Origin of the sequence: uncultured Tissierella sp. (assembly GCF_902479755.1) — a bacterium.
Classification (GTDB): Bacteria; Bacillota; Clostridia; order Tissierellales; family Tissierellaceae; genus Tissierella; species Tissierella carlieri.
The window spans coordinates 17,646-38,917 of the sequence record NZ_CABSQO010000009.1; the positions used below are offsets into that span (position 1 = coordinate 17,646).

Here is a 21,272-nt window from a genome sequence, read left to right on the forward strand (position 1 = left end):
TAAGTTATTCTACACTTTCCTAATATAACTTTTCCAAAATGTCTATCTCTTTATAACGACGGATTACTTCTATAACTTCTTCCATTGTCTTATCTATAATTTTATCTTTATGATATACAATACTAAAATTTCTCTCCCATTTAAATTCTGGATTGCTAATTAACTTCATTTCTCCATTTTTGATTTCTTCTTCTACCAGACGAACGGAAAGCACTCCTAAACATTGATGTTCTATTATTGCACTCCTCATAGCACCAGGACAATTAGTTTCCCATCGAGTTTTTATAGTAACACCATTATCCAGCAAATAATCTTCAAATAATTTTCTTGTACCACTACCTTTTTCTCTCATAACAAAATCCATATCTTGTAAATCATATAGATTAACTTCTTTTCTTTTGCTAAAAATATGATCTTTACTACAAACAAGAACTAAATAATCATCTACTGCTGGAATACAAATTAAATTAGGATTTGTAATCTTTCCTTCTACTAAGGCAATATCTAATTCTGATTTTAGAAGCCTTTCCTCTATGGTACTTGTATTATTTACATAAGCATATGGTTCAATTTTAGGATTATTTTCTTTGATTCTCTGAATTATATTAGAAAGAAGACAATTTCCTATAGTTATTGTTGCTCCTATGTATATCTTATTAACCCCACTTATTGAAAACATTTTTTCTTCTAAATCATCATATTGTTTTACTACTTTTCTAGCATAAGAAAGTAGTTTTTTACCTTCTGGAGTTATATGTAATCTTTTACAAAGACGTTCAAATAAAAGCACCTCATAATACTCTTCTAACTCTCTAATAGTTTGACTTACAGTAGGTTGAGAGATGAAAAGTTTTGATGCTGCAACACTCATTTTTCCACTATCTGCAACTTCAATAAAGATCCTTAAATGTCTTATTGTCATACTTATTCCCCTTTATTTATAAAGATTTATTATTATAAATCTAAAATGTTTATAGGTTTTACCTATGATTATGATTAGATAATATCACTTTATTAATAGTTAAACAAGTGATATTATAATACCATAACGATCGTTAAAAATACTACAAAGGAGTGAGGATTGTGAAAGTCCTTATCATCGGTGGTGTAGCTGCTGGAACTAAGGTGGCTGCAAAATTAAAACGTGAAAATCGGGACCTTGAAGTTACAATATTAACAGAAAGCAAAGATATTTCTTATGCAGGTTGTGGTCTACCTTACTATGTAGGTAATGTAATTCCTGATAAAGATAAATTGATTGTTAACACTCCAAAAAGTTTTTTTGAATTAACTGGATCTAATGTACTAACAGAGATGAAAGTAACTAAAGTTAATCCTAAAGAAAATACAATAGAAGCTTTAGATTTGAAAACAAATGAAACTTATACATACGAATATGATAAGTTAGTCATTGCTTCAGGTGCACAACCCATAAAACCTCCTCTAGAAGGTGTAGATTTAGATGGTGTCTTCTTTATGAGAACTCCAGAAGATGCAATTTCATTACGGGATGCTATTGAAGCAGATAAAATCAAACGTGCTGTTGTAGTTGGTGGTGGATTTATCGGACTGGAAGTTGCTGAGAACTTAGCACTCCAAGGAATTAATGTTACTGTAATCGATATGGCTGAAATGGTTCCACCAGGATTTGAACCTGAATTTACCGAATATATTGCAAATCATTTAGCAGAACATGGAATTATGGTTTTTACAGGAACTAAATTAGAAGCTATTATCGGTGAAAACAAAGTGGAAAAAATTAAAACAGATAAACGTGTTATGAAAGCAGATGCAGTTATTCTTTCAATAGGTATACGTGCTAATACAGGATTTTTAGCTGATACCGATATTGAACTAATGCCAAATAGAACTATAAAAGTAAATAATTCTTTCCAAACTAATTATGAAAATATTTATGCTATTGGTGACTGTGCTAGTGTAGCAAATAAAATAACGGGAGAACATGCTTGGTCTCCAATGGGATCTACTGCAAATATCACAGGCCGTATTTTAGCTAAAAACATTAATGATGAAGGGATTAATTATGGTGGAGTTCTTGGAACAGGGATTGCCAAATTGCCTGAACTTAATATTGGTAGAACAGGATTAACAGAAGCTGCCGCTAAATACGCAGGTTATGATGTAATAAGTGTGGTAACAGTTGTAGATGATAAAGCACATTACTATCCAGATGCATCTTTCTTTATAGTTAAGATGTTAGCAGATAGAAATACTAAAAAGCTGTTGGGTTTACAGGTTTTAGGAAAAGGTGCTGTAGATAAAATGATAGATATTGCTGTAACCGCAATTACCATGGAGGCGACTTTAGAGGATCTTGAAAATATGGATTTAGCATATGCTCCTCCGTTTTCAACTGCTATTCATCCTTTTGCACATACTGTAAATGTCTTATTGAATAAAATAAGTGGCAATTTTAATACTATTACACCTTATGATTTTGCAGCCGGTAAAGCAGAAGGATATAAAATAATTGATGCATCTATCGTTCCATCCCTAAAGGGCATTCCTTATGTTGATCTTTCTAAGGTAGATGGAGAATTACCTGAGTATGGTAAAGATGAAAGGTTATTATTAGTATGTTCCAAAGGTAAGAGGGCCTATATGCTACAAAATCGCTTAAAACACTTTGGCTATACTAATACATTAGTTCTTGAAGGTGGTTCGATTTTAAATCAAATATAAATATAAAAAAGTAGGGGGTAAATAAATTATGGCAAGTTTAACAATTAGTCCAGAAAATCAAAAAAAAGTAAAAGCATTAGGTTTTCTTGCTAACAAAGGTACTGATAATTTCTCTGGTAGAATTATTACTGTTAATGGAAAAATCACTGCAGCTCAAAACAAATGTTTATCAGAAGCAGCAGAGCTTTTCGGCAATGGTACTGTAACATTTACATCAAGACTAACAATAGAATGTCCTGGAATTCCTTATGACAAAATTGAAGACTTTAGAGCTTATATAGCTAAAGAAGGCTTAAGAACAGGTGGTACTGGTTCTAAGGTACGTCCAGTAGTTTCTTGTAAAGGTACAACTTGTCAATATGGTTTAATTGATACTTTTGATTTATCAGAAAAAATTCATGAAAAATTCTTCAATGGTTATGCTGATGTAAAATTGCCACATAAATTTAAAATTGGTGTAGGGGGATGTCCTAATAACTGTATGAAACCTAGTTTAAATGACCTAGGAATCGTTGGACAAATGGTACCTAATTATGATAGTGAATCATGTAATGGTTGTAGAGTATGTAGTGTAGAAAATACTTGTCCAGTTCACGCTACTAAAGTTATTAATGATGTTTTAGAAATTGATAAAGAAATATGTAATAACTGTGGACGTTGTATTGGTACTTGTCATTTTGATGCTATACCAAATGGCCAAGTAGGATATAAGATATATATAGGCGGTAGATGGGGTAAATTAGTAAATCACGGAATTCCTTTAAATAAGATATTTACATCCGAAGAAGAGGTTATGGATATAATTGAAAAAACTATACTCTTATTTAGAGAACAAGGTGAAACTGGAGAGCGTTTATCTCAAACAATAGAAAGAATCGGTTTTGAAAATGTTGAAGCTCAATTATTATCTAATGAACTTTTAGACAGAAAAGAAGAAATTTTAAGCTCTGAACTTCATTTAGCTGGCGGCGCTACTTGTTAGTTAAATAAAGAAATTATCCAAAAGAAAGTTTTCAATAAAACTTTCTTTTGGATAATAATTATTTTTTAAATTCACTCGTCTTTTTTTTCACATTGTTTGACATAATTTTTACATTGTTTTATAAGGGGGAGAAAAATGAATAGTAAAAAACTCTTTGGTATTATCCTTTGTATTGGAATTGCTATTTTAGCCACATTTATAGGTGGATTACAAAATATAGTCGGTGCTCCAATGATTGGCTTATTCATAGGTATGCTTATATTAAATATCATGCCATCCATAGATAAAGACCTTAAATCTGGTACGTCTTACGCTGGAAAGAAATTTCTAAAATGGGGGATTATCTTAGCTGGTGCAACTCTTAATTTTAATCAAGTCTTAGGCTATGGGGCTAAGGCATTACCGTTACTTCTCTTTAATATTTGTTTATCCTTTGCTGTAGCCTATTTTGTGGGTAAAAAATTGGAATTATCAACTAATACTTGTACATTAGTTGGTGGTGGTAGTTGTATTTGTGGTGGTACTGCAATTGCAACTTTGGCTTCAATTATTAAGGCCAAAGAAACTGAAATTGCATATGCTATGACTGCTATATTTTTATTTGATATCTTAGCTGCTTTACTTTATCCTTATTTAGCTGGATTTATGGGATTGACTCCTAACCAATTTGGATTTTTAGCGGGTGCAGCTATAAATGATACTTCAAGTGTTGCTGCAGCTGAAGCAACATACAATGTTTTAAATAATCTTGATTCAAGTTTAGCAATTACTATAAAGCTTGCAAGAACTAGTTTACTAATCCTTGTTTCCATTGTTGCTACAATTATAACTGTAAAAAATGAATCTAAAGCAAATAAAGATAGCGGAGGACATATATCTATCGGCCAAACTGTTATGAAGGTTTTCCCATGGTTTATAGTTGTTTTCTTAGGAATGGCTATATTAAATACTTTAGGAGTATTTAATATTATTCCGGGAGCTTCAAAATTCTTTAAAACTGGCTATAAATTCTTAATTACAGCAGCTTTAGCTGGTGTTGGATTTAAAATTCATTTTAAAGACCTTTTCACAAAAGGAACTAAACCTATTATCCTTGGTGGATGTACTTGGGCTGCAGTTGCTTTATCCTCATTATTGTTTATTACAATCTTTGCTAACTATGTAGGATAATTTTAATAAGACCTAAGAGATATTTATCTCTTAGGTCTTATTATCGATTACTATTCTTTAATTGATTTTAAAGACTCATAATTTGATTTTATGGTATATTCTAAATCTTCCTCTGTATGTTCTATAGATAAAAACATACATTCAAATTGAGCTGGTGGAAGCATTATTCCCCTATTTAGCATTTCTTTAAAATACTTTGCATAAAGTTCAGTATCACATTTTTGAACATCATCATAATTGTTAAATGGCCCTTTTCCAAAGAATAGAGTAAGCATATTTTTAAATCTAACTATGGTAGCATTTATACCTAATTTTTCAATATTTTCGGAAATACCTTTTTCTAATTTTATTGCCATTTTCTCCATATAATCATATATGCTTTTATCTCTTTGTAAAAGCTTTATATTCTTATATCCTATGTGCATAGCAAGGGGATTACCTGAAAGAGTTCCAGCTTGATATACTCCACCTAGAGGAGATACCATTTCCATTATCTCTTTTTTTCCTCCATAGGCTCCTACCGGAAATCCTCCTCCTATGATTTTCCCAAAACAAGCCATATCTGGCTCTATTCCATATACTTCACTAGCTCCACCATAAGCAATTCTAAAACCAGTGATTACTTCATCAAAGATTAAAACAGAATTATATTCTTTTGTTATTTCTCTTAATTCCTTTAAAAACTCTGGTGTAGCTGCAACTAATCCCATATTACCAGCTACTGGTTCTACGATTATAGCTGCTATATCTGAGCCATTCTCTTCAAAGGTTTTCTTTATATCATGTAAATCATTATATCTACATACTAAAGTGTTTCTTACAATTTCTTCTGGTACTCCTAAGCTCGTAGGAACTCCATATGTTATGGTTCCTGAGCCAGATTTTACAAGAAGGGAATCACTATGTCCATGGTAGCACCCTTCAAACTTTATTATTTTATTTTTATTAGTATATCCTCTGGCAACTCTTATAGCACTCATAGTTGCTTCAGTACCTGAGTTAACCATTCTTACCATATCTATAGCTGGATAAGATTCTACCATTAGTTTTGCCATATCTACTTCAATTTTTGTAGGTAAACCAAAACTTAGTCCATCTCTTATTATATCTTCTATTCCTTCCATAAGTTCTTCATTTGAATGTCCTAAGATGGCTGGTCCCCAAGAACCTATATAGTCTATATAAATATTCCCGTCCTCATCTTGTATTTTACTTTTGTAACCCTTAGAGATAAAAACAGGTGATGAATTAACAGATTTAAAGGCTCTAACAGGACTATTTACACCACCAGGAATATATTTTATACCTTCTTCATATATTTGTTTTGATTTTTCCAAATTCAAATTAATCTCCCCTTTACATTTTATTTAAGAGATTTTGCCACATCCTTAGCAAAGTATGAAATAATAATATCGGCTCCTGCTCTTTTTATTGAAGTCAAGACCTCCATTATTATTTCTTCCCCCATAATTCCGTTTTCTATTGCCATTTTTATCATAGAGTATTCTCCACTTACATTATAAGCTGCAATAGGCATATTAAAATTATCCTTAACCCTTCTTATTATATCTAAATAGGAAAGAGCAGGTTTTACCATTACTATATCCGCACCTTCTTCTATATCATACATTACTTCTCTTATGGCTTCATTAGAATTTGCCGGGTCCATTTGATAAGATTTTCTATCTCCCCAAGCAGGTGCAGAATCTGCTGCCTCTCTAAACGGACCATAAAATGACGATGAATACTTAGCACTATATGCCATTATTGGAATCATTTCAAATCCATTTTCATCTAATACCTTCCTTATATATCCAACTCTTCCATCCATCATGTCAGAAGGTGCTACCATATCTGCTCCTGCTTCTGCATGGCTAAGAGCGATTTTTCCTAAATAAGATAAAGTCTCATCATTATCTACATCGCCCTGCTCAGTTATAATGCCACAATGTCCATGAGATGTATATTCACACATACATACATCTGTAACTATATACATTTCAGGAAAATTTAATTTAATAGCTCGTATTGCTTTTTGAATAATCCCTTGAGTTGCATATCCTTCAGAACCTATATGGTCTTTTTTATCTGGTATTCCAAATAATATTATAGATTTTATACCTAAATCCATAATTTCCTTTATTTCTTCTAAAACCTTATCTACTGAAAAATGATAAACTCCCTTCATAGAGGAAATTTCTCTTTTTATATTTTCTCCTTCTACAATAAATAAAGGATATATAAAATCATATACTGATAACTTAGTTTCCCTTACCATACTCCTAATTGAAGGATTTTTTCTTAATCTTCTAGTTCTATTCATTTTATCTTTTCTCCTTCATAAGTAATTCTAACACTCCATCTACTGTATAGGTTTCAGCTTGTCTATATACCACATAACCTTCATCTTCAATAGTCTTTGTAGTAATTGGCCCAATGGATATTATCTTTCCTTTATCTAAAATTATTTTACTATCATTTCCAAGTATTTCAACAAAGTTTACAAATGTTGATGAAGATGTAAACAATAAATAGTAAGAATCTAAATCTTCTATTGCATTGATTATCTCATCTTTACTTTCTTTGCTTTTTACAGTATCGTAGATTACTAATTCATCTACTAAGGAAACTTTACCTAATTCTTCTACTAATTCTTGTCTGCCTAATTTTGCTCTTGGAATCAGTACTTTATCTTCTCTAGTTAGTACTTCCTTTAATTTATCTATTAAATCTTCTGCTACAAACTCCTCTGGTATTATATCTACTATTATTCCATATTTTCTAATGGCATTTGCCGTTTTAATTCCTACAGCAGCTATTTTAATTCCTGCTAAAGTTCTTATATCTTCTAATTCTAAAAGCTTTTTAAAGAAAATATCTACTCCTGTAACACTGGTAAATACTATATATGAATATTTACTTATATTTTTAATAGCTTCTTCTAACTCTTTGTTTGGAGTTATCTCTTCTAATTTTATAGTAGGAAAAGATATAACATTTCCTCCCAATTTTTCTATTTTTTTTATTGTATCTATTGCATGGGCTTTTTCCCTAGTGACTACTATATTTTCTCCTAATAAGGGCTTCTTTTCATAGAAATTTAATTTTTCTCTTAAACTTACTACATCTCCAATAGCTATTAAACTTGGTGGCTTTATTTTTTCTTTTAAGGCCTTTTCATATATATTAGAAAGATTTCCTTCTAATACTTGTTGCCTAGGAGTAGTTCCCCAATTTATAATGGCTGCAGGAGTCTCTTTGCTTTTTCCATGTTTTAATAAATTTTCTGTTATTTTTTGTAAGTTTGAAACACCCATTAGAAAAACTAAAGTACCCTTTAATACGGCCAACGCTTTCCAGTCTAATTCTTCATTTTCATCTTTTAGATGCCCAGTAATTACATGAAAGGATGTAGCTATTCCCCTATGTGTAATGGGTATTCCTGCATAGGCAAGTCCACCAATTGCAGAAGTAACACCTGGCACTACCTCAAAATCTATCCCTCTATCATAAAGGTATTCGGCCTCTTCCCCACCTCGTCCAAATACATAAGGGTCTCCTCCTTTGAGTCTTGCAACTATATTTCCCTTATTAGCCTCTTGAAATATTATTTCATTTATTTCATCCTGTGTTTTTGTATGATCTTTGGATGCCTTTCCTACATAGATTAGTCTACATCCTTCTTTAAGATCTTCTAATAATCTAGGACTAGCTAATCTATCATATACTACTGCATCTGCCTCTTTTAAGTATGAAGAGCCTTTTAATGTTATTAAACCTGGATCTCCTGGACCTGCTCCTATTAGATATACTTTCCCTTTCATGCTTTATTCATCTCCTTAACCATGTCTTTGGCTAAAACATATCCTATATCTTCTAATGAATCTAGATTTCCCTCTATAGATCTTCTTATTAAAACTTCTCCATCCATTGTACCTAAAAGTCCTTCTAAGTATATTTTGTCGCCTACGACTTCACAGTATGCTCCTACTGGAATATGGCAACTTCCCCCTACACCCTTCAGAAATGCTCTTTCCACTTTCCCTTGGATTTCTGTTTTTGTATGGGATATACTTTTTAGAATATTATCAAGTCTATTATCATTCTCTCTAATCTCAATAGCTAATATTCCTTGTGTAGGAGATGGTAATACTATATCTCTATCTAAGTGAACTACTCGTTCTCCTAAATTCAAACCTAATCTATTGATTCCTGCTGCTGCTAGTATTACTCCATCTAAATTTTCTTCTTCTATTTTCTTTATTCTAGTTTCTATATTTCCTCTTATTCCAACCATTTCCAAGTCTGGTCTACATTTTAATATTTGATATTTTCTTCTTTTACTACCTGTCCCTATTTTTCCACCAAGAGGTATATCATCAATACTATTTATGCCTTTCCTTAAAACTAATACATCTCTATAATCTTCTCTTTCTGGTGTAAAAGATAATTTTAATCCTTTTGGAAGTTCTCCAGGCATATCCTTCATACTATGTACAGCCATGTCAATAGTACCATCTAATAATTCTCTTTCTATTTCTTTCGTAAATATTTCTTTACCACCTATCTTGTCAATAGGAAGATCTTTGATAATATCCCCCTTTGTTTTTATTATCTTGACCTCACATTCAACATTTGGATGAGCTTTTTTTATAATATCTATGACCATATTTGTTTGCGTTAATGCCAAATTACTTCCCCTAGTGCCAACTATTATTTTCATATTACCAGTTCTCCTTATGTAAATTTAATCTTTTAACTTTATTAACAAATCCTTTAATTCATCTATATCTAAGCTTAAAGCATATTCCATCGCTTCTTTTGTTTTATCTCTATGTTTCTCTAATACCAAATATCTAACTTCCTCTAAAAGATTTAAATATTCTTTGTTAAATTTTTTATACTTTTCTTCCATATCCGTTCTTATTTTCTTACTTAAGTATGGAAAACTTCCCATTGTAGAAATAGAAATTGTTAAATTATCATTGCTTATAATAGAGGGGGTTATAAAATCAGAACTATCTCTATTGTCAACAATATTAGCTAATATACTTAAATCCTTACAATCATTTGAAATTTGCTGGTTTATTTCTTTAGAGGATGTTGCTGCTATTACTAAGAAAGCGTCGTGAATATATTTTTTATTATATTTATCATATATAAAATTTAACTTTTCTTTATACTTTTCTTTTAAGTCTCTAAATTTCTCAATATTATTTGGACTTAAAATCATTACTTTCCCGCCAAATTCTAGAAACTTTGCAGCCTTTCTATAGGCTACTTCTCCTCCACCAACGACTATAATTAATTTATTACTGATATTTATCATTATAGGATAAAACATAGTCCACCTCTATATTTGAAATAATCTTTTCATTATTTCTATATATTCTTCTGAATTTTCCTCATCCGCTTTTTTTAGAATCTTAATAGGTTCTCTTATAAACTTCTTCAAGGCAGACATGATCATCTTATCTATTATCTTTTTCTCTCTTTTATCTAATTCTACTTTTCTATTAATATAATTCATAGTGTCTTCCTTTATAGAAAAGCATCTTTTATTTAAAGATTCTATGACAGGATCAACGTCTAAGGTGGTTATCCAGTTTATGTATTTCCCTACATCTCCATTTATTATTTCTATAGCTTCTTCTGAAAGTTCTTTTCTTCTTAATAGATTTTCTTCTGACATTTTTTGCAAATCATCGTTATGATATAAAATTACATTTTCTTTTTCTCCAATTTTGGGGTCTACATCTCTAGGAAGGGCTAAATCCAATATGTATAATCTATTTGGTAACTTTTTTATATCCCTATGGGTTATAATTGTATGAGGCGCTCCTGTAGCAGTGATTAAAATATCTATATTTTCCAAGATATCATATCTTACATCATATTCTATGGGAGTTAATTTATCAAAATCCTTACATATCTCTTTCACTTTTTCATAGGTTCTATTAGTTACATATATTTGTTCTAGTTCTTCTTCATATAAATATTTAATAGCTAAGGTACCTATTTCTCCCGCTCCAATTATAAGAGCTTTTTTACCATTTAAAGAGCCTATTTCTTTCTTGAGAAGATTTATTCCAATATAGCTAGTAGATAAGGGTATTTCAGATATCTTTAATTTGCTTCTTATTTTTTTCCCCTCAAATATTGCATCCATAAACAATCGATTTAATACCTTTTTGCTAAATCCTAAGTTCATAGAAAATGTCATGGATTCTCTTATCTGTCCTAATATTTGATCTTCTCCTAATACCATTGAGTCAAGTCCTGCAGCTACCATATAAAGATGAACTACAGCATCCCTTCTTTTTTTAACAAAAATATAGTCTTCTGCTTGTGAAAACTTAAAGAATTCTTTATAAAACTCTTTGACCTCATCTATTGATAGATCAATATTATCACTTGCAACATATATCTCACTTCTGTTGCAAGTTGAAACAATGATTATTTCCTTCGTAGATTTATCTAATATCTGATCTGAACTTTCTATCTTCATAGATTCAGAAAAGAAAAACTTTTCCCGTACTTCAATTGGTGAATTATTGTGATTTATTCCAATTACTGCTACTTCCATTTTTGCCCTCCTATATAATGAAAACTCTCGTTAACGTCTATTATAAAACTTCAATATAATAACTAGTCTATACCCTAATGATATTTCATTATTAAATTTTTGACAAGCTTTTATATGGATATAATAGTTCAGTAATTTCAATATCAAACATAGTAAATCTTAATGAATATTCAATAAATACAAAAAGTGAAGTTATTATTCTTCCCAAGCAAGTGACCTTTCTACAGCTTTTTTCCAGCCATAATAGAGTTTATCTCTTTTTTCATTATCCATAACAGGGTAAAATTTTCTTTCTATATTCCATTTATCATTTATTTCCTTTTTATCTTTCCAAAAACCTACCGCAAGTCCTGCTAAATAAGCTGCTCCAAGGGCAGTAGTCTCTGTTATCTCTGGTCTCTCTACTGTTGTAGATAGTATATCAGATTGAAACTGCATAAGAAAATTATTCACTACTGCACCACCATCTACTTTAAGAGATTGAAGTTTAATATTTGAATCCTCTTGCATGGCCTCAAGTACATCCCTTGTTTGATATGCAATTGACTCAAGAGTAGCTCGTATTATATGTTCCGATTTAGTTCCTCTAGTAAGCCCCACTATAGCTCCCCTTGCATACATATCCCAATAAGGTGCCCCTAGACCTACGAAGGCAGGCACTACATATACACCGTTGGAATCTTCAACCTTTGTTGCATAATATTCGGATTCCTCGGCTGTTCTGATAAGTCTTAGTTCATCTCTTAACCATTGTATAGAAGCTCCTGCAACAAATATGCTTCCCTCCAATGCATATTCTATCTTACCATCTACACCCCAAGCAATTGTAGTTAACAAACCGTTTTTTGATGGTACAAAGTTCTCACCTGTATTCATAAGCATAAAGCATCCAGTTCCATAGGTATTTTTTGCCATTCCCGGTTCAAAACAATTCTGTCCAAACAATGCGGCCTGCTGATCACCTGCTATACCTGATATAGGTATCCTAGCACCACCAAAGGTTAGATCATCTGTATATCCATATATTTCAGAGGAAGACTTTACTTCTGGCAACATGCTAACAGGTATATCCAATGCTTTCAATAGTTTTTCGTCCCATTTAAACTCCTTAATATTATAAAGCATAGTTCTAGATGCGTTAGAATAATCCGTTATATGTACCTTCCCTCTGGTTAAATTCCATATAAGCCAAGTATCTACAGTACCAAATAATAGTTTGCCTTCATCGGCTAATTTTCTTGCCCCTTCCACATTATCTAGTATCCATTTAATTTTTGTGCCTGAAAAGTAAGCATCTAACACAAGACCTATATTATTTCTAATATATTCCTCCATTTCCATCTTTCTTAAACTGTTACAGATGTCTGCCGTACGTCTACATTGCCAAACTATTGCATTATATATTGGCTTCCCAGTATTTTTATCCCAAACTATTGTAGTTTCTCTTTGATTTGTAATACCTATAGAAGCTATTTCATCTGGTCTAATACCTGCTCTTTCCAAGGCTTCTCTAGCCACTCCTGATTGAGTCCCCCATATCTCCATAGGATCATGCTCTACCCAGCCAGCTTGAGGATAAATCTGATTAAACTCCTTCTGGGCCTTCCCTACAATTTTTCCATGTCTATCAAAGATAATAACACGAGAACTAGTAGTCCCCTGATCAAAGGCCATAATATATTTTTTATCCATGGACACACCTCTCTTATACTCTTTATTACATTATACCATCATTTAAACATTTTCCTCAAACTAATATAGAGAAGATTTTTAATCTAAATAAATACCCCTTTATAGATACCCCTTTGGTAATATTATGTAAACCTGCCATGTATTGAGGGTTTATTTACCCCTTGCACTAGTGATATACTTTTAAAAAATTCAATTTATTACAAATTGATTACAATTTATGAAAGGAGGCAAGTTAAGATAGTTAAATTTACTCAAAATTTCAAGGAGGACAAAAATATGTTTACAAAGAAAAGAAAAGTAATTTACTCATTAATAGCCGCCCTAATGCTTAGCTCATCTGCAGCTAATGCTGCAAGCTTTGATCTTGCAAATTTTGATTGTAATTCAATATTAAATAATTACATCAAAGAATACGGCATCAATTTCAATTATGACTCCAATAAAAATTCAAATACACAACAAGATACAACAGACAGCAGTTGTTCTAAATTTGATTTGACAGCTATTGTTAATAAACTAGGAAATTGTTTAACAAAATAAAGATATAGTTTTAAAAATTCTATTTATTATAAATTGATTACAATTTATAAAATCAAACTAATCAAAAAAAGTTAAGTTTATTCAGATTTTCAAGGAGGACAAAACATGTTTACAAAAAAAAGAAAAGTAATTTACTCATTAGTAGCAGCCACAATACTTAGTTCATCTGCAGCTAGTGCTGCAAGTTTCGATCTTACGAACTTTGACTATAACTCAATATTGAACAATTATAACAAAGGATACTCTCAAAATTATAACTATGATTGCGATAAAAATTCAAATACACAACAAAATACAACAAGTAAAAATTATCCTAATTACAATTGGACAATAATTACTAATAGACCAGGAAGCAAACCAGGAAATGTTATAACAATTCCTAAGCCAACTACACCAACAAACCCAGCACCAACTGAGCCAACAAAACCTAGTAACCCAGAGCCAACTACACCTACCGAACCAACAACACCTACTAATCCTAAACCAACTACACCACCTACAACTGAAACACCTTCAGTATCAGGATTATCAGCAATAGAAACTGAAGTAGTTAGATTAGTAAATATTGAAAGACAAAAAGAAGGTTTAAAACCGCTTGTAGCAAGTAGTGAACTTTCAAGTGTAGCTAGGAAGAAATCTGAGGATATGGCAAAAAACAATTATTTCAGCCACACTTCTCCTACTTACGGTTCACCTTTCGATATGATGAAACAATTCGGTATTAAATACAATACCGCAGGAGAAAATATTGCAAAGGGTCAACCTACTGCTCAATCTGTAGTCACTGCATGGATGAATTCATCAGGACATAGAGCAAACATAATGAATCCTAGCTTCAATAAAATAGGTGTTGGACATTATAAATCCTCTAATGGAACAAACTACTGGACTCAAATGTTCACTAATTAATTAGACAGTCAAAATATAATTTTTAATATATAGGATTTTGTGGTATAATAATAGTTAGCCTTCTCAAAAGAGAAGGCTAACTATTTTATTATGTAGGTGAGAAAATGAATAGAGAAAACGAAAGAAGAAAATTATTAGGTGAAGAACCCATTGGAAAATTACTAGTTAAATTTTCCCTACCTGCTATCACAGGAATGATAGTAAATGCATTATACAATATAGTAGATAGAATCTTTATAGGTAAAGGTGTAGGTGAACTTGCTATTGGAGGCTTATTTATTAGCTCACCTATTTCTTTGATTATCATGGCTTTTGGTATGTTAATAGGTATAGGAGGAAATACATTAGTATCTATCAAATTAGGTCAGGATCGTAAGGAAGAAGCCGAGAAAGTTACTGGAAATTCATTTGTTCTTTTGATACTAATATCCTTATGTATATCTGTTTTTGGTCTTATTTTTTTAAAACCTTTATTAAATGTTTTTGGTGCTTCTCCTTCAAACTATCAATATGCTTATGATTATATGAAGATAATATTAATCGGAGCACCACTTCAAGCTATTGGTTTTGGAATGAATAACTTTATTCGTGGTGAAGGCAGTCCAACTATTGCAATGAAAACCATGTTAATAGGTGCCATTTCAAATACTATATTAGATCCCATATTTATCTTTTGGTTTAATATGGGTGTAGAAGGTGCTGCTCTTGCAACTATTATTTCTCAAGGTTTATCAGCTCTATGGGTTATGAGATATTTCTTTGGCGGAAAGAGTATGTTGAACATTAAAAAGGAATATCTAAAATTAAAACTAGAACTTGCAAAAGATATAGTATTAATAGGCCTTGGACCTTTTAGTATGCAAATAGCTGGCAGTATGGTAACTGTTCTATTAAACAATAGCCTAAAGAGTTATGGCGGTGATTTGGCTAACTCAAGTATGGCTGTTATAAATAGCGTAGCTATGATGGTAATGATGCCTGTATTTGGTATCAACCAAGGTTCTCAGCCTATTATTGGATTTAACTATGGAGCTCAAAAATATGATAGAGTAAAAGAAACTCTAAAATATGCTACCATAGCTGCAACTGCAATAACTACCATGGGATTCTTATTAACTCAACTATTTCCTGCTCAGTTATATCAACTTTTCATCAGTAAAGAAGGAAATATCACAGAAATATTAAAAATCGGTATTCCAGGAATGAGAATATATCTAGCTATGTTTCCTATAGTAGGCTTTCAAGTTGTAAGCTCCAATTATTTTCAAGCCACAGGCAGACCGAAACACGCCATGCTACTTAGCTTATCAAGACAGGTGTTTGGTTAGCTGGACCTATTTCAGATCTTATAGCGTCTATAATCACTGTATATTTTGTAATTAAAAGTGTGAAAAACCTTGTTGATGAAAAGGATCCAAAATTTAACAATATAATAGAAGAAAATTAGGACCTAATAAATTTAGGTCCTTTAATTATATCTATAAGATTTTTAGTCATTCTCGCTGTAAATCCCCAAATAATATAATCCTTATAGTGATAAAACATAACAGAGTGTTTTCCGCTTCTCCAGTTATAATCTCTTCCTTTAGGTATTAAATTATAAGGGAATTCGTCATTTAATACTGTTTTTAGATCTAAATAATAAATATCCGGCTCATTTTCTAAGAAGAAGTCTAAGGGAACTGTGAATATATGATCCACTTCATGAGGATTGGGAACTATATTATCCACAATTAATCCAGAAATAGTGCCTAAAAAGCAATGAATAGTAATATTGGCATAGGAAACTAAATAATCTAATTCTCCAATTATGTTTATATTTTCTTCTTTTATGTTCAATTCTTCAATAGTTTCTCTTATGGCTGCCTCTTTAAAAGTTTCATTATCTTCCACTTCTCCCCCTGGGAAAGATATTTCACCAGGCTGATTATTTAGATTTTTAGATCTTAGTTCATATATTATTTCCAATCTATTATTGTTTTCAACTATTGGTATAAGTACTGAATAATTCCGTTTTATATCTATGGGCCTAGGAGTTCTGTTCCTAATTATTTCTCTAATTTCTTCTATATCCATCCTTTACACCTCTCTATCTGGTAAAATAAGTAACAAAAATGGTGCCAGGCACCAATTTTGTTACTTATTTTAAAAGGAGTCTTATTAGACTCCTTATCTTTAAAGTAAATTTTCCCCTTCTTCCCAATCTACTGGGCAAAGTCCACCAGTTTTTAGAGCTTTAAGTACTCTTAGAGTTTCATCAACTGATCTTCCTACATTTAAATCATGGACTACTGAATATCTAACTATTCCCTCTGGATCTATAATAAACAGCCCTCTTAAAGCAACACCCTCTTCTTCTATCAATATTCCATAGTCACTAGCAACTTTCTTTGTCATATCAGAAGCCATAGGGAAGTTTACTTTACCTAAGCTTGAATTAATCCATGCCTTATGTGAATGCTCACTATCTACAGATACAGCTAATACTTCTGCATCTTCTTTTTTGAAGTCATCTATTCTCTTACTATATCCTGTAATCTCTGTAGGGCATACAAAAGTAAAATCTAATGGGTAAAAGAACATAACTAACCATTTTCCTTTATAGTCTGATAGACGAACTTCTCCAAAGTTACATCCATCTCCATCACAAGTGTTCATTCTAAAATCTGGTGCTTGTTTTCCTACTATTCTATCCATTATATACCTCCATATTTTATCTTTTAGTTTTTGATTTATTTATCAATCATTTTATTTATATCCAATTTTATATAAAATAAACATTAAATTGATAATTATTATCATTTAGATGTAGCTCTTCTATATTCCAACAAAAAAGAGAGATTTACTCTCTCCTACTAAACATTATATCTGCTATATCAAGCAAAACTTCATCCTTATTAAGAATTGGAAGTATATCTACTTTTTCTATTAGTTTATCTAGCTTACCTATATCTTCTTTCTCTCTTATTATATTTTTGTCCTCTACCTTAGATAATAGTTCTTCAAAGGTATATATTTTAAACCTTTCTACATTAAGATATTCCGCCTTTTTCTCTAATAGATATACCAAATTCCTAAGTATAACTTTTATTTCTTTCTATACAACAACTATCGTAACACCATAGATGCCATAACTTATATATAAGTCAGAGGAACTCTTTTTCACTCATTTCATTAATTCATATGATTGAATTAATAAGATTAGTTTTTAAAGCGTTTGGCTTTTGAATGTTTTTGGTTTACTTTAGATGTAACAATTCCGTTCCTATTTTTAAGGTTAGGGGGGAAAAGAAAATGAAATTAACTAATCTTTTAATTGAATGCAAACAGGGGGATAAAAATGCATTACTAGACATTATATTAGAATTCATGCCACTCATAAATAAATATAATAGAAAATATTTTAAAGAAGATATTAGTTCAGAACTTATAATTTCAATGATTGAAGGGCTCGAAAAAATGGATATAGCAAATAATATTTCAGATGGTCAATTTGCAAACTACATTTCAACAGTTATAAGAAATAAATATATAGATATTGTACGAAAAAATATACGTTTTAATACTGAGATGCTAACAGATAATATCACTCGTTATCAAACTTTGACCACAAACATTGAATCTATCGAGAGTAAATTGAACTTTTATTACTTAATTAAACCATTAACTAAAAATCAAAAATGGGTTCTTGAACAAATTTTTATTCATCAAAAAACAGAAGTGGAAGTAGCCAAGGATAAAGGTGTAACAAAACAAGCTATTCACAATACAAAAAAACAGGCTTTTAAAAGAATAAAAGAAAACTTGGAAAGGGAAAAAATAAGATGGAATTAGAAGTGTTAAAAATTGCTGCTACTCAAGGAATATGGGCGATGTTAAGTATAAGTTTAATTTTTTATATTTTAAGAAATCAAGAAAAAAGGGATACCGCTCAAGAGTCTAGAGAAATTAAATATCAAGAAATTATATTTGTCTTAACAGACAAGTTAAATGTTATTGATGATATAAAAGACGATATTGTAGAAATTAAGAACAAAATAATTTAAATTCGTAGTTTACTTTAATGAAATCTATTTCGTTTATATATTATGAGAAACATTTAGCTAGTTAAAATTCTCAAAAGTTAAGAAGTAAAATTATGTATTTTATATTCTTTAGCTGCCTGTATTAAAAATAATTTTAGGAGGGAACAAAATGAGTTTAAGAAGAAAAAAAATATTTATCGACCCGGGACATGGTGGAACTAGTGCTGAAGGGAGAAGATTGTGCAATGGCTCTTATAATGTTGGGACAAGTGGTAACTTATCTGGAGATGAAAAAGATTCTGTATTAACAATAGGACTTGAACTTAAAGGATTATTAGAATCTGAAGGTGCAATTGTAGAAATAAGTAGAACTAGAGATATTCCTGTCTGTCTTGGAGAACGTGCTAGATTAGCAAACAGATGGGGAGCAGATGTTTTTATTTCTCTACACCATAATGGAAGTGATAATTCAAGAGCAAATGGAATTTCAGCTCATTGGTATAAAAGAATAAACAAGCCACTAGCCGAAGAAATGGCTAAAAGCATCCCTGAATGGACTGGACTAAATACATGGGGATCTACTGGTGTAAGAGAAGATAATTTTCAGGTATTAAGAGAAACAGAAATGCCTGCTGTATTATTAGAATTAGGATTTATGACAAACCCTGATAATGATGAATTCATTTCCCACTTTGAAGGAAAATTAGACTTTGTAAATGGAATATTTAAAGGTTTAGAGAATTACTTTTATTAAAATTCAAATAAACAAATACAATAATTGAATAAAAATAGTAAATAGAGTTAAAAAGATTTTTAACTCTATTTACTATTTTCAATATATTCAACAACTTCTTGTATTTTTTTATTTGAATTTGTAGCTTCCAAGGAATATTCGCTAGGATAATAAATAATTAATATATCATCTTCTATTGTATACTTATAATAATCATTATTAAATACTTCTTGAATTTGTTCTAATCCTTTATTTAAACTTTTTTCATCTTTAAAACAATATATAAGTAAAGTATCATCTAACAATTCATATATATCAGGCTTTAATTCATTTAGATTAAAGGAATCATCAACTAATTTAGACGATTGCGGTTTTAAAAATAATTCAAATTTATCAAAGGCATAAGTGATATTTTTTAATCTATCTATCTTTTCATAGCCAATATTTTTTTCAACATCTTTAGTGACATGTTGTTTTGAGTTGCCAAAAGAATTAATAAAACTTTCAAAAGTTAAGCGACTTGTTAGCTTTAAACCCAATAAAACTAAAATAATTAACGATACAGTAATAAGCTTTTTTTTCACCCTATTTAACACCTCCTATCTTCTAAAAAATATTACTTATATATTTTTTATTGTGAATTTGTCCATAAGCAGGTTTAGAATTAATAATTTATTTTTTATTTCTTTGCAAACTATAGATTATTAATTGGGGAGAGAGATTTACTCTCTCCTACTAAACATTGTATCTGCTATATCAAGCAAAACTTCATCCTTATTAAGAATTGGAAGTATATCTACTTTTTCTATTAGTTTATCTAACTTACCTGTCTCTTCTTTATCTCTTATTATATTTTTATCTTCTACTTCAGATAATAATTCTTCAAAAGTATATATTTTAAATCTTTCTATATTGAAATATTCTGCTTTTTTTTCTAATAGATATACTAGTAACTCCTCGTAACTACAAGATTTACCTACAGAAAGCATGGAACATATTTTAGGTATTATATGTTCTAGTAAAGATCTCCTATATGGAATTTCTGGAAGCTTTAATATTTCTTCCATCTTTCTTACTTCTTCTTCAGGTATACTGAGTAAAAAATTAAGATAATAATCCTTATCTTTTTCTGATACTATATAGTATCTATTCCCTTGAAGACCATTTAATGCCCTTAGTCCATCATAATATCCAAGTTCTATATTTGCCCTAGCCCTGTTGCTATCATATTCAAAGGATTTGCCTATACTATCAGATGGAGATATTACAATAGAGTTTGTGCCTTGTAAATCAAGTTTTTTTGTAAATCCCATGGCATGAGTTCTCACTAAAATTAAGTCCTTATACCCTCTATCTATGAGCATCTTAAAGGGAAGATTATCATAAAATCCTCCATCTAAATATAATTTACCTCCCAGTCTTTCAGATTTGAAAAAAGGCAGATAAGCACTTGCCATTAGATATTCTTTCAAATCTCCCTTCGGTATATCTTCTAAGTATACGTATAAAGGCTTAAATGGACTTAAATTTATGGTAACTATACCAAAATCCATACCAGACTTTCTAATCTTTTCCTCATCTATATACTCATCTAGTAGTTTTCTCAAAGGTGTTATATCAAATCCTTTAGTACTTATTATATTTTTTATTTTTTCTCGTAAAAAAGATAAGTCCTCTTTCACTAATTTTAATTGCATGATTTTATCTATTTCATCATCGTCTACATCAACAACCATAGAATAAGTAATTTCATTCCAAAGATCATAACACCTCTCATAATCATTTTGTACAATCATTGCTCCATTTAAAGCACCAATTGATGTTCCTGCAACTCCTTTTATCTCAATCCCCGATTCCATCAATGCTTTATAAACTCCCATATGATATGAACCTTTAGCTCCTCCGCCTTCTAATACTAGGCCATACATTTCC

The 21,272-nt window shown here is 30.8% G+C and carries 22 protein-coding genes; 9 read left to right on the forward strand and 13 right to left on the reverse strand.

The genetic code is table 11. The features are described from left to right. Positions 1–19 precede the first annotated feature (19 nt). Positions 20–922, reverse strand: a complete 903-nt coding sequence (locus tag RDK80_RS06605; RefSeq protein WP_094904041.1) for a LysR family transcriptional regulator — start codon at positions 920–922, stop codon at positions 20–22. Between the two features lie 161 nt (positions 923–1,083). Here RDK80_RS06605 and RDK80_RS06610 point away from each other — a divergent pair, with 161 nt between their 5' ends. From RDK80_RS06610 to RDK80_RS06620, 3 genes are all read left to right on the forward strand, one after another. Further along, a complete protein-coding gene (locus RDK80_RS06610; RefSeq protein ID WP_308523813.1) occupies positions 1,084–2,703 on the forward strand; it encodes an FAD-dependent oxidoreductase in 1,620 nt (539 codons plus the stop codon). Positions 2,704–2,731: 28 nt separating this feature from the next. After that, a complete protein-coding gene (locus RDK80_RS06615) occupies positions 2,732–3,685 on the forward strand; it encodes a (4Fe-4S)-binding protein (RefSeq protein ID WP_094904039.1) in 954 nt (317 codons plus the stop codon). 135 nt (positions 3,686–3,820) lie between these two features. After that, complete coding sequence (locus tag RDK80_RS06620; RefSeq protein ID WP_094904038.1) at positions 3,821–4,855, forward strand: YeiH family protein; 1,035 nt, start codon at positions 3,821–3,823, stop codon at positions 4,853–4,855. Between the two features lie 50 nt (positions 4,856–4,905). On the opposite strand, the gene hemL is transcribed toward RDK80_RS06620, so the two are convergent. The 7 genes from hemL to glpK form a co-directional block, all read right to left on the reverse strand. After that, positions 4,906–6,198: a glutamate-1-semialdehyde 2,1-aminomutase gene (hemL, locus tag RDK80_RS06625; protein WP_308523814.1), complete on the reverse strand. Its 1,293-nt coding sequence runs from the start codon at positions 6,196–6,198 to the stop codon at positions 4,906–4,908. 20 nt (positions 6,199–6,218) lie between these two features. After that, complete coding sequence (gene hemB, locus RDK80_RS06630) at positions 6,219–7,178, reverse strand: porphobilinogen synthase (RefSeq protein WP_308523815.1); 960 nt, start codon at positions 7,176–7,178, stop codon at positions 6,219–6,221. Between the two features lies 1 nt (position 7,179). After that, positions 7,180–8,679 (reverse strand): uroporphyrinogen-III C-methyltransferase, encoded by a 1,500-nt coding sequence (cobA, locus tag RDK80_RS06635; RefSeq protein WP_308523816.1) that lies wholly within the window; start codon positions 8,677–8,679, stop codon positions 7,180–7,182. Then, complete coding sequence (hemC, locus tag RDK80_RS06640) at positions 8,676–9,578, reverse strand: hydroxymethylbilane synthase (protein ID WP_308523817.1); 903 nt, start codon at positions 9,576–9,578, stop codon at positions 8,676–8,678. The genes cobA and hemC overlap by 4 nt, the downstream gene beginning before the upstream one ends. Before the next feature lie 24 nt (positions 9,579–9,602). Beyond that, positions 9,603–10,199, reverse strand: a complete 597-nt coding sequence (locus RDK80_RS06645; RefSeq protein ID WP_308523818.1) for a bifunctional precorrin-2 dehydrogenase/sirohydrochlorin ferrochelatase — start codon at positions 10,197–10,199, stop codon at positions 9,603–9,605. Positions 10,200–10,208: 9 nt separating this feature from the next. Next, positions 10,209–11,441, reverse strand: a complete 1,233-nt coding sequence (hemA, locus tag RDK80_RS06650) for a glutamyl-tRNA reductase (protein ID WP_094904033.1) — start codon at positions 11,439–11,441, stop codon at positions 10,209–10,211. A 195-nt stretch (positions 11,442–11,636) separates the two neighbouring features. After that, positions 11,637–13,133, reverse strand: coding sequence for a glycerol kinase GlpK (gene glpK, locus RDK80_RS06655; protein WP_308523819.1), 1,497 nt, complete (start codon positions 13,131–13,133; stop codon positions 11,637–11,639). A gap of 276 nt (positions 13,134–13,409) precedes the next feature. Here glpK and RDK80_RS06660 point away from each other — a divergent pair, with 276 nt between their 5' ends. The 3 genes from RDK80_RS06660 (at position 13,410) to RDK80_RS06670 (ending at position 15,910) form a co-directional block, all read left to right on the forward strand. Beyond that, positions 13,410–13,673, forward strand: coding sequence for a hypothetical protein (locus RDK80_RS06660; protein ID WP_216562697.1), 264 nt, complete (start codon positions 13,410–13,412; stop codon positions 13,671–13,673). Positions 13,674–13,778: 105 nt separating this feature from the next. Then, the gene (locus RDK80_RS06665; RefSeq protein WP_256311287.1) at positions 13,779–14,582 is read left to right on the forward strand and encodes a CAP domain-containing protein; all 804 of its coding nucleotides are present in this window, start codon (positions 13,779–13,781) and stop codon (positions 14,580–14,582) included. 104 nt (positions 14,583–14,686) lie between these two features. After that, positions 14,687–15,910 carry an MATE family efflux transporter gene (locus tag RDK80_RS06670; RefSeq protein WP_308523820.1) on the forward strand — a complete coding sequence of 408 codons (1,224 nt, stop codon included), beginning with the start codon at positions 14,687–14,689 and terminating at the stop codon, positions 15,908–15,910. A gap of 115 nt (positions 15,911–16,025) precedes the next feature. Here RDK80_RS06670 and RDK80_RS06675 read toward each other — a convergent pair whose 3' ends face one another. The 3 genes from RDK80_RS06675 to RDK80_RS06685 form a co-directional block, all read right to left on the reverse strand. After that, positions 16,026–16,658 carry a CoA pyrophosphatase gene (locus RDK80_RS06675; protein WP_216556642.1) on the reverse strand — a complete coding sequence of 211 codons (633 nt, stop codon included), beginning with the start codon at positions 16,656–16,658 and terminating at the stop codon, positions 16,026–16,028. A 99-nt stretch (positions 16,659–16,757) separates the two neighbouring features. Beyond that, the gene (locus RDK80_RS06680) at positions 16,758–17,279 is read right to left on the reverse strand and encodes a peroxiredoxin (RefSeq protein WP_276536564.1); all 522 of its coding nucleotides are present in this window, start codon (positions 17,277–17,279) and stop codon (positions 16,758–16,760) included. Between the two features lie 145 nt (positions 17,280–17,424). Beyond that, positions 17,425–17,652 (reverse strand): hypothetical protein, encoded by a 228-nt coding sequence (locus RDK80_RS06685; protein WP_216556644.1) that lies wholly within the window; start codon positions 17,650–17,652, stop codon positions 17,425–17,427. 224 nt (positions 17,653–17,876) lie between these two features. Between RDK80_RS06685 and RDK80_RS06690 the strand changes: the two genes are divergently transcribed. The 3 genes from RDK80_RS06690 to RDK80_RS06700 all read left to right on the forward strand — a co-directional run bounded on the left by RDK80_RS06690 (position 17,877) and on the right by RDK80_RS06700 (position 19,361). Beyond that, positions 17,877–18,416: a sigma-70 family RNA polymerase sigma factor gene (locus RDK80_RS06690; protein WP_308523821.1), complete on the forward strand. Its 540-nt coding sequence runs from the start codon at positions 17,877–17,879 to the stop codon at positions 18,414–18,416. Beyond that, positions 18,407–18,628 (forward strand): BhlA/UviB family holin-like peptide, encoded by a 222-nt coding sequence (locus RDK80_RS06695; protein ID WP_308523822.1) that lies wholly within the window; start codon positions 18,407–18,409, stop codon positions 18,626–18,628. Before RDK80_RS06690 ends, RDK80_RS06695 begins: the two co-directional genes overlap by 10 nt. A 148-nt stretch (positions 18,629–18,776) precedes the next feature. Next, positions 18,777–19,361, forward strand: a complete 585-nt coding sequence (locus RDK80_RS06700) for an N-acetylmuramoyl-L-alanine amidase (protein ID WP_308523823.1) — start codon at positions 18,777–18,779, stop codon at positions 19,359–19,361. 65 nt (positions 19,362–19,426) lie between these two features. Here RDK80_RS06700 and RDK80_RS06705 read toward each other — a convergent pair whose 3' ends face one another. Beyond that, positions 19,427–19,924 (reverse strand): hypothetical protein, encoded by a 498-nt coding sequence (locus RDK80_RS06705; RefSeq protein WP_094904506.1) that lies wholly within the window; start codon positions 19,922–19,924, stop codon positions 19,427–19,429. 138 nt (positions 19,925–20,062) lie between these two features. Further along, complete coding sequence (locus tag RDK80_RS06710; RefSeq protein ID WP_308523824.1) at positions 20,063–21,268, reverse strand: patatin-like phospholipase family protein; 1,206 nt, start codon at positions 21,266–21,268, stop codon at positions 20,063–20,065. Positions 21,269–21,272 lie beyond the last annotated feature (4 nt).